General features: G+C 66.5%; 5 protein-coding genes and 2 pseudogenes. 1 reads left to right on the forward strand and 6 read right to left on the reverse strand.

All coding sequences use genetic code 11. From position 1 onward, the window contains the following. Nucleotides 1-133 precede the first annotated feature (133 nt). From ACYVKA_RS16575 to ACYVKA_RS16600, 6 genes and pseudogenes are all read right to left on the reverse strand, one after another. Nucleotides 134-952 carry an AAA family ATPase gene (locus ACYVKA_RS16575; RefSeq protein ID WP_460707115.1) on the reverse strand — a complete coding sequence of 273 codons (819 nt, stop codon included), beginning with the start codon at nt 950-952 and terminating at the stop codon, nt 134-136. Continuing rightward, entirely contained in the window at nt 949-2,346 is a 1,398-nt protein-coding gene (locus ACYVKA_RS16580; RefSeq protein ID WP_460707117.1) for a transposase, read from the reverse strand. The genes ACYVKA_RS16575 and ACYVKA_RS16580 overlap by 4 nt, the downstream gene beginning before the upstream one ends. Before the next feature lie 7 nt (nt 2,347-2,353). Next, on the reverse strand, nt 2,354-2,950 hold the full coding sequence (locus ACYVKA_RS16585) for a recombinase family protein (RefSeq protein ID WP_010534181.1): 597 nt from the start codon (nt 2,948-2,950) through the stop codon (nt 2,354-2,356). Between the two features lie 257 nt (nt 2,951-3,207). Then, nucleotides 3,208-3,384 (reverse strand): hypothetical protein, encoded by a 177-nt coding sequence (locus tag ACYVKA_RS16590; protein WP_220700338.1) that lies wholly within the window; start codon nt 3,382-3,384, stop codon nt 3,208-3,210. 51 nt (nt 3,385-3,435) lie between these two features. After that, nucleotides 3,436-3,528, reverse strand: a pseudogene (locus ACYVKA_RS16595) (hypothetical protein); the annotation flags it as partial. 31 nt (nt 3,529-3,559) lie between these two features. After that, a pseudogene (locus ACYVKA_RS16600) lies at nt 3,560-3,994 on the reverse strand (DsbA family protein); the annotation flags it as partial. Between the two features lie 173 nt (nt 3,995-4,167). On the opposite strand from ACYVKA_RS16600, the gene ACYVKA_RS16605 reads away from it, so the two are divergent. Continuing rightward, nucleotides 4,168-6,441 carry a heavy metal translocating P-type ATPase gene (locus ACYVKA_RS16605; RefSeq protein ID WP_460707119.1) on the forward strand — a complete coding sequence of 758 codons (2,274 nt, stop codon included), beginning with the start codon at nt 4,168-4,170 and terminating at the stop codon, nt 6,439-6,441. Nucleotides 6,442-6,550 lie beyond the last annotated feature (109 nt).

The following is a 6,550-nucleotide window of genomic DNA, read 5'->3' on the forward strand; positions in this document are numbered from 1 at the left end:
CAGGTACCTGGGTGCACTGAGCCCTTTCGATGGTCCATCCCCATGCCCACATGACTGCAACGCATGCAGGCCAGGCCAAGGGTGTGACTTCGTCTGCTGAATGGCGGGGTTCTTCGGTCGCTTCGTGGCGGGGTCAGGTGACACCGATGACCAGGGTGCTCTGTGCGGCTTCGATGACGTCGTTGGTGATGGTGTCGAGTTCGTTGATCTTCAGGACCCGCTGGATCTGGGGGAAGAGGCGTTCGAGGAGCCGGAAGTTGCCGCGGGTGATCCGTGCGATGGCTGCGATGGCTTGGGCGTCGGTGAAGTCGTCGGGGTCGAGGGTCTTGCCGAGGGATCGCCAGTGTCGCTCGAGGACGAACAGCAGTTCGTCTTGTCCCAGGGGCCGGTACTGGTGGGCGAAGCCGACTCGGCTGTAGAACTGGGGGTAGTGGCTGAACTGCTTCTCCAGGCCGGGCATGCCGATCAGGATCAGGGCGATGTCGTCGCGGTCGTAGCGATCGCGCAGCAGTTCCAGAGCGGCGGGACGCAGTCGTTCGGCCTCGTCGACGATGATCAGCTCCACGTAGTTCCTGCCGTGTCGCCATCCCCAGGCCTCGGAAGTGGCCGTGCCGGGAGGTACGAGGTGCTGCTCGATGCACATGTTGGTGCGGGTGATGGCTTGGGTCAGCTCGTCCTTCAGGGTCCGCGGGGTGGTCAGCACGCTGGGGGTGTAGAGCACGGTGCGGCTCCGGTTCAAGGCGGCGTAGATCTTGGCGTCGTTGTCGGAGCGCGGCCCCCAGTAGGTCAGCAGGTCATGAGCCTTCTCGTAGTGTGCGTAGCGGCGCGCGGAGAGTGTCTTTCCTACGCCGGCTGATCCGAAGCACAAACCGATGGTGTGCCCGCGGCGCACGGCGTCGGCGAACTCGGTGAAGCGGCGGTGCTCCTTGGTGACGATGAAGCGCTGGCTCACCTGATGTCCTCCTTGTAGATCTTCAACGCCGACCTCGGCGCCGGAGCCGGTGCTTCGGTGATCCGTGGCGTCTCGGTAGGTGCGGCCACGAGGGCGATGCGTTCGTTGATGCTGGCTCGCAGCGCTCGGCGGCGGGCGTTGCGCGCGGCCTGGATCTCCTTGAGGCTGACCTTTTGATCGTGGTGCTCTTGGTTGACGGCCTTGCAGACGAATTCGTCGTGATCGAAGACGCGGATCTCGGTGATGTCGCGGGGGTCGTAGCGGATCACGACCGAGCGTCCGACGTAGCCGGCCAGAGTTGGCGAGACGTAGCGCAGGCCCTGGAAGCGGATGCCATCGCGGCGCACGACGCGGGTCTTGGCGACGGTCAACAGCAGTCTGTCGAGGTCTTCCAGGCTGTCGGGCATTCGGGGCAGCCAGCCGTCCGCGATCCACGCGCTGCGCGGGGAGGTTCCGAGCTCGCTGTGCGTGCGGTCGTTGTAGGTGGCCACGAACGCCTCCAGGGCGCTATCGAGGTCGGCCAGGGACAGTTTCGGTGTCGGCCAGGGGTCCCCTTCGGTGATGTGTCCGGGCAGGGTGGCGAGTAGCTCGGTGTTGATGGTCCCGAAGAACCGCTCGATCTTGCCCCGTCCCTGGGGTCGGGCGACGGTGGAGTGGATCAGTCGGATATGGAGGTCGACGGCGGTGTGGGCGAGCTGGTCACTGGTGAAGTCGCTGCCGTGGTCGACGTAGAGCACGTCGGGCAAGCCGCACATCGGCCAGGCCGGGTCGGTCTTGTGCCAGATCGCTTGGCGCAGCGCCAGGGCGGTGTTCATCGCCGACGGTGCGCCCAGGAAGACTGTGTAGCCGCAGACCGCCCGGGAGCAGTCGTCGAGGATCGTTGTCAGCCATGGCCGTGCGGGCTTGCCGTCGGTGCCCACCACCAGGATGTCGAGCATGGTGTGATCGGATTGCCACATCGCGTTGGGCAGCTCTGCTTGCCGGCGTAGCACCAGCTCGTGCTTGTCGCGGTAGGACGCTGCGCCCTCCAGGGCGAGGGTGACCATGCCGGGATCCAGGGTCCGCACGATGTCCCACACCACCGAGTAGGAGGGGACCGGCCATCTCCGGGTGGCGCAGATGCCGGTGACTTTGCGATGGATCGTGGCGATGGCCGGCCGCGGCTTGCTCAGTGCCAGGCCCTCGATCAGGTCGACGAGGTCGGGCGGAAGGCGGCGGGTCCCGGTGTCCGCCCGTGAGGCTGTCTCCAGTCCGGCGTAGCCGTCGGCGCGGTAGCGGGCGTGCCAGCGCTCCAGGGTCCGCAGCCCTACATCGGTCTCGCGAGCTAAGCGCGCGAGGGGCACCTGGTCCTCGACGTGGAGCCTGAGGATTCGCCACCGCGCTCGAGCGTCCACGACGCACCTACTGCAAGGCGTTCTCGCGCCCGCGCTCGGCGCGCTGAAGGGCGCGGTAGACCGTGGAGCGGCCCACGCTGAACAGCTCGGCCAGCTCGCCCACGGTGTGCTCGTCGGCGGCATGTAGCTGGACGAGGTGAGCTTCTTGCCGGGGGGTGAGTTTCGGTGACTTCCCGCGCAGCCGGCCCTTGGCCTTGGCGACCTTCATCCCCTCGCGGGTGCGGGCACGGATGAGGTCGGCTTCGAACTCGGCGACCATCGCCAGCACGTTGAACAACAGTTTCCCCATCGGGTCGGTCGGGTCGTACACCGATCCGGCGATGCTCAGCTTCACTTCCCGCGCCGCGAGGTCGTCGGCGATCTGGTGGGCATCACGGACTGAACGCGCCAGCCGATCGAGCTTGGTGACCACGAATGTATCGCCGTCCCGACACGCTGCCAGCGCCTGCCGCAGGCCCTCACGGTCGGCGTTGCGGCCCGTGAGCCCGTGATCGACGTAGATGCGCTTGGGATCGACGCCGAACGCCGCGAGTCCGTCACGCTGCGCGGTCAGGTCCTGCTCGTCGGTGGAGACTCGGGCATAGCCGACCTTCAAGGGGGACATGCTCCCCAGTGTGTCATATAGCCTCCCTTCACCGGACAGTTCACCGGACGGGTCTTACGGGACAGCCCGCCAGGCGTGCCGTCGTTCCTCTGTGAATCGCATCGCTTCGAGGCGTGTTTCTGAGAACTTTCGGTGGCTCATGAGGAGGGCTTCTGTGGCAGCGTCGACGAGCTCTGGAGTGAGGTCGGCGGCCCGCAGCACGCGTTGACCTCGACGTACGTGGACATCGACATGTCGGACGTGAGGAAGGACCTCGATCAGGCGAGGAGTGTGATCCAGTAGTCCCAGAAGCGCACCGCGCTCAACGCGGCGACCAGGAGGAACCAACCGACCAGGGCTGGAGTCTGGTAGGCGTGGACCCACGTGCCCGTACAGGCCCGTCGTGAGCCGGTCTGGCCTGGCAGCAGGCGCAGGTTTCGTTGGGTGACGATCACGAACAGTGGGATGGCGACCGCCCACACGGCCATGCAGTACGGGCACAACGCGCCGATCCGATACAGGCTCACCCAGATGAGCCAGTGGACGAAGATGGCGGCGAGAGTAACCCCGGCCTGCAGCCTCAGCGGCCAAGGCAGCATTGACCGAGCTCACGTGAAGAGGCATGTACCTCACGACGAACTCGACACGGTCGCCGTACCGGTCCTTGATGTCCTCCACATGGGGGTACAGGGCGATGCACGCCTCGCACTCGAAGTCGAGGAACTCCACCAGCTGAACCTGATCACCATCGGTCATGCGTGGGCTGTCGGGACGGACCAGATTCTCGAGTGAACCCTGGGGAGCGTCCGCGCCGGGCGACGAAGAGTCCGGTCGGGTGAGCAGTACAGCGACGACGAGAGCGATCAGGCCGCCGCGATGAGTGCAAGAGAGATCTGCCGACTGCGAGTCAGAGTGGCCTCCAGGTCTGGTTCCCGGCGTTCTGCCAGGCCCATAGGTCAACGTTCGCTGAACTATACCGAGGGATTCGGAAGTGACGTGCCAGTCGTAGAAGCACGCGGCATCGACCACCACGTGCGCGGTGAGCACGGGCAGACCCGTCGCCATCTGCGAGGCCTGGACAACCCAGACAGGCTCGACACGCCCTCGGTGTGCTGCGTCGACCTTGCCAGGGCGGAGTCGTCGGTCGCCTGAGCGCAGCTGAAGTTGCGACCTCTCGCGTGTTCCGTGGCGGATAGCCAGACTGACAAAAGGTCAGCGAGCACTGTATAGTTCAGCACATGCTGACTATTGCTTCGCGCCTCGACGTCATGAACCGGCTCGGCCGGGCCATGGCGGACCCGACGCGCTCCCGGATCCTGATGACCCTCCTTGATAGCCCGAGCTACCCGGCTGTGCTGTCGCACGAGCTGGAGCTGACTCGCTCGAACGTGTCGAACCATCTGACGTGCTTGCGAGACTGCGGGATCGTCGTCGCAGAGCCCGAAGGACGGCAGACTCGTTACGAGATCGCCGACCCCACATCTCGCTGCGGCCCTCGTCGCTCTGGTGGACGTGACACTCGCCGTGGACGAGCAGGCTCCCTGCGTGGACTCGACGTGCACGGTGCCGGGCTGCTGCGGGACTGGAGCGGGTGCATGAGCGCGGCGTGTGGGTGCGAGCACGAGAGTGCGACGCCGACGGGCGAGGAGGTTGAGGGCGCGGAGCGGCCATGGTGGAAGGACCGCGGTGTCTTGGTTCCGATCTTCTCCGGTGTCGCCTTTCTCAGTGGTCTGATCTCTGAGCGGTCCGGGGCTGAGACCGTGGCTCTGGTCTTGTTCTGGATCGGCCTGCTGCTGGGCGCGTCGACCTTCACACCTGGCGCGGTCCGCAGGCTCTTCAAGGGCAGGATCGGCATCGGGTTGCTGATGACGATCAGTGCGATCGGCGCGGTCCTTCTCGGTTACGTCGAGGAAGCGGCCGCACTCGCGTTCCTGTACTCCATCGCCGAGGCGCTGGAAGACAAGGCGATGGATCGCGCCCGCGGTGGTCTGCGGGCGCTGTTGAAGCTCGTGCCGGACACCGCGACCGTGCTGCGCGACGGGGCCTCCGTCGAGGTCGCGGCGAAGGAACTGACTGTCGGCCAGCTCATGGTGGTTCGTCCGGGAGAGCGGATCGCGACCGATGGCGTCGTCCGGGCGGGACGCTCCAGCCTGGACACCTCGGCGATCACGGGCGAGTCGATCCCGGTGGAGGTCGAGCCCGGTGACGCGGTCTCGGCTGGCGCGATCAACAGCGCCGGCGCACTGGAGGTCGAGGCGACCGCGGCGGGTACCGACAACTCGCTCACCACGATCGTGGAGCTGGTCGAGAAGGCGCAGACCGAGAAGGGCGAACGTGCCCGCCTAGCCGACAAGATCGCCCGTCCGCTCGTCCCTGGTGTCCTGATTCTTGCTGCGTTGGTCGCAATCATCGGCTCGCTGCTGGGCGATCCAGAGCTGTGGGCAACGCGCGCCCTCGTGGTGCTGGTGGCAGCCTCGCCCTGCGCGCTAGCGATCTCCGTCCCGCTGACAGTCGTCGCCGGCATCGGCGCGGCGAGCGAGTTCGGAGTGATCATCAAGTCTGGAGCGGTCTTCGAGCGTTTCGGCACCGTCCGGCACGTGGCCGTTGACAAGACCGGCACGCTCACCCGCAACGAGCCTGCCGTCACCGCGGTCCTCACCGTCGACGGCCTGACCGAGGCACAGGTGCTCGCATGGGCCGCTGCGCTGGAGCACCACAGCACTCATCCTCTCGCCGCGGCGATCACCGCCGCCGCCCCGGGCGTCACCGCAGCGGCGGATGTGACTGAGCAGGCGGGGCACGGCATCGAAGGCACCGCCGATGGTTCGACGATCACCGTCGGCAGCCCGCGCTGGCTCGACGCCGGTGAGCTCGGCGACCGGGTCGAGGGACTGGAAGAGCAAGGCATGACCGTCGTGATCGTGCACCGAGACGGAGCGCCAGTCGGCGCGATCGGCGTCCGAGATGAACTACGCCCCGAGGTCCCCGAGGTCGTCCGTACCCTCGCAAGCCAGGGGGTCGGAATGACGATGCTCACCGGCGACAACACCCGCACAGCGCAGGCCCTTGCCGCCCAGGCGGGGATCGTCGACGTCCGCGCAGAACTGCGCCCTGAAGACAAGGCCGCCGCGATCGGAGCGTTCTCCGAGGCAGGACCGGTCGCGATGATCGGCGATGGCATCAACGACGCGCCCGCTCTCGCGGCAGCCGACATCGGCATCGCGATGGGCGCGACCGGATCGGACGCCGCGATCGAGTCCGCCGACATCGCGTTCACCGGCCACGACCTGCGTCTCATCCCCAGAGCGTTTGACCACGCCCGTCGGGGTCGCCGCATCATCAACCAGAACATCATCCTGTCTCTGTTGATCATCACCGCGCTGCTCCCACTCGCCCTCTTCGGTGTCCTGGGGCTCGCTGCCGTGGTCCTGGTTCACGAAGTCGCCGAGGTCATCGTGATCCTCAACGGCCTGCGCGCCGCCCGAACCCATACGCCGCAGATCGGCAGCTGATGCTTGCGACCATCGGGTCGGCGATCCCCTACGGGTCAGGATGAGTTGAGGCCGGTGGTTCATAGCAAGTCCGCCAGCGTGGGGCGTGAACCAGGAGTCCAATCATCAT

Source organism: Luteococcus sediminum, assembly GCF_054783495.1.

Bases quoted from the DNA above. Each gene is read 5' to 3' on its own strand.
- ACYVKA_RS16585 (WP_010534181.1), bottom strand. From the start codon at position 2,950: ATGTCCCCCTTGAAGGTCGGCTATGCCCGAGTCTCCACCGACGAGCAG.
- ACYVKA_RS16605 (WP_460707119.1), top strand. From the start codon at position 4,168: ATGCTGACTATTGCTTCGCGCCTCGACGTCATGAACCGGCTCGGCCGG.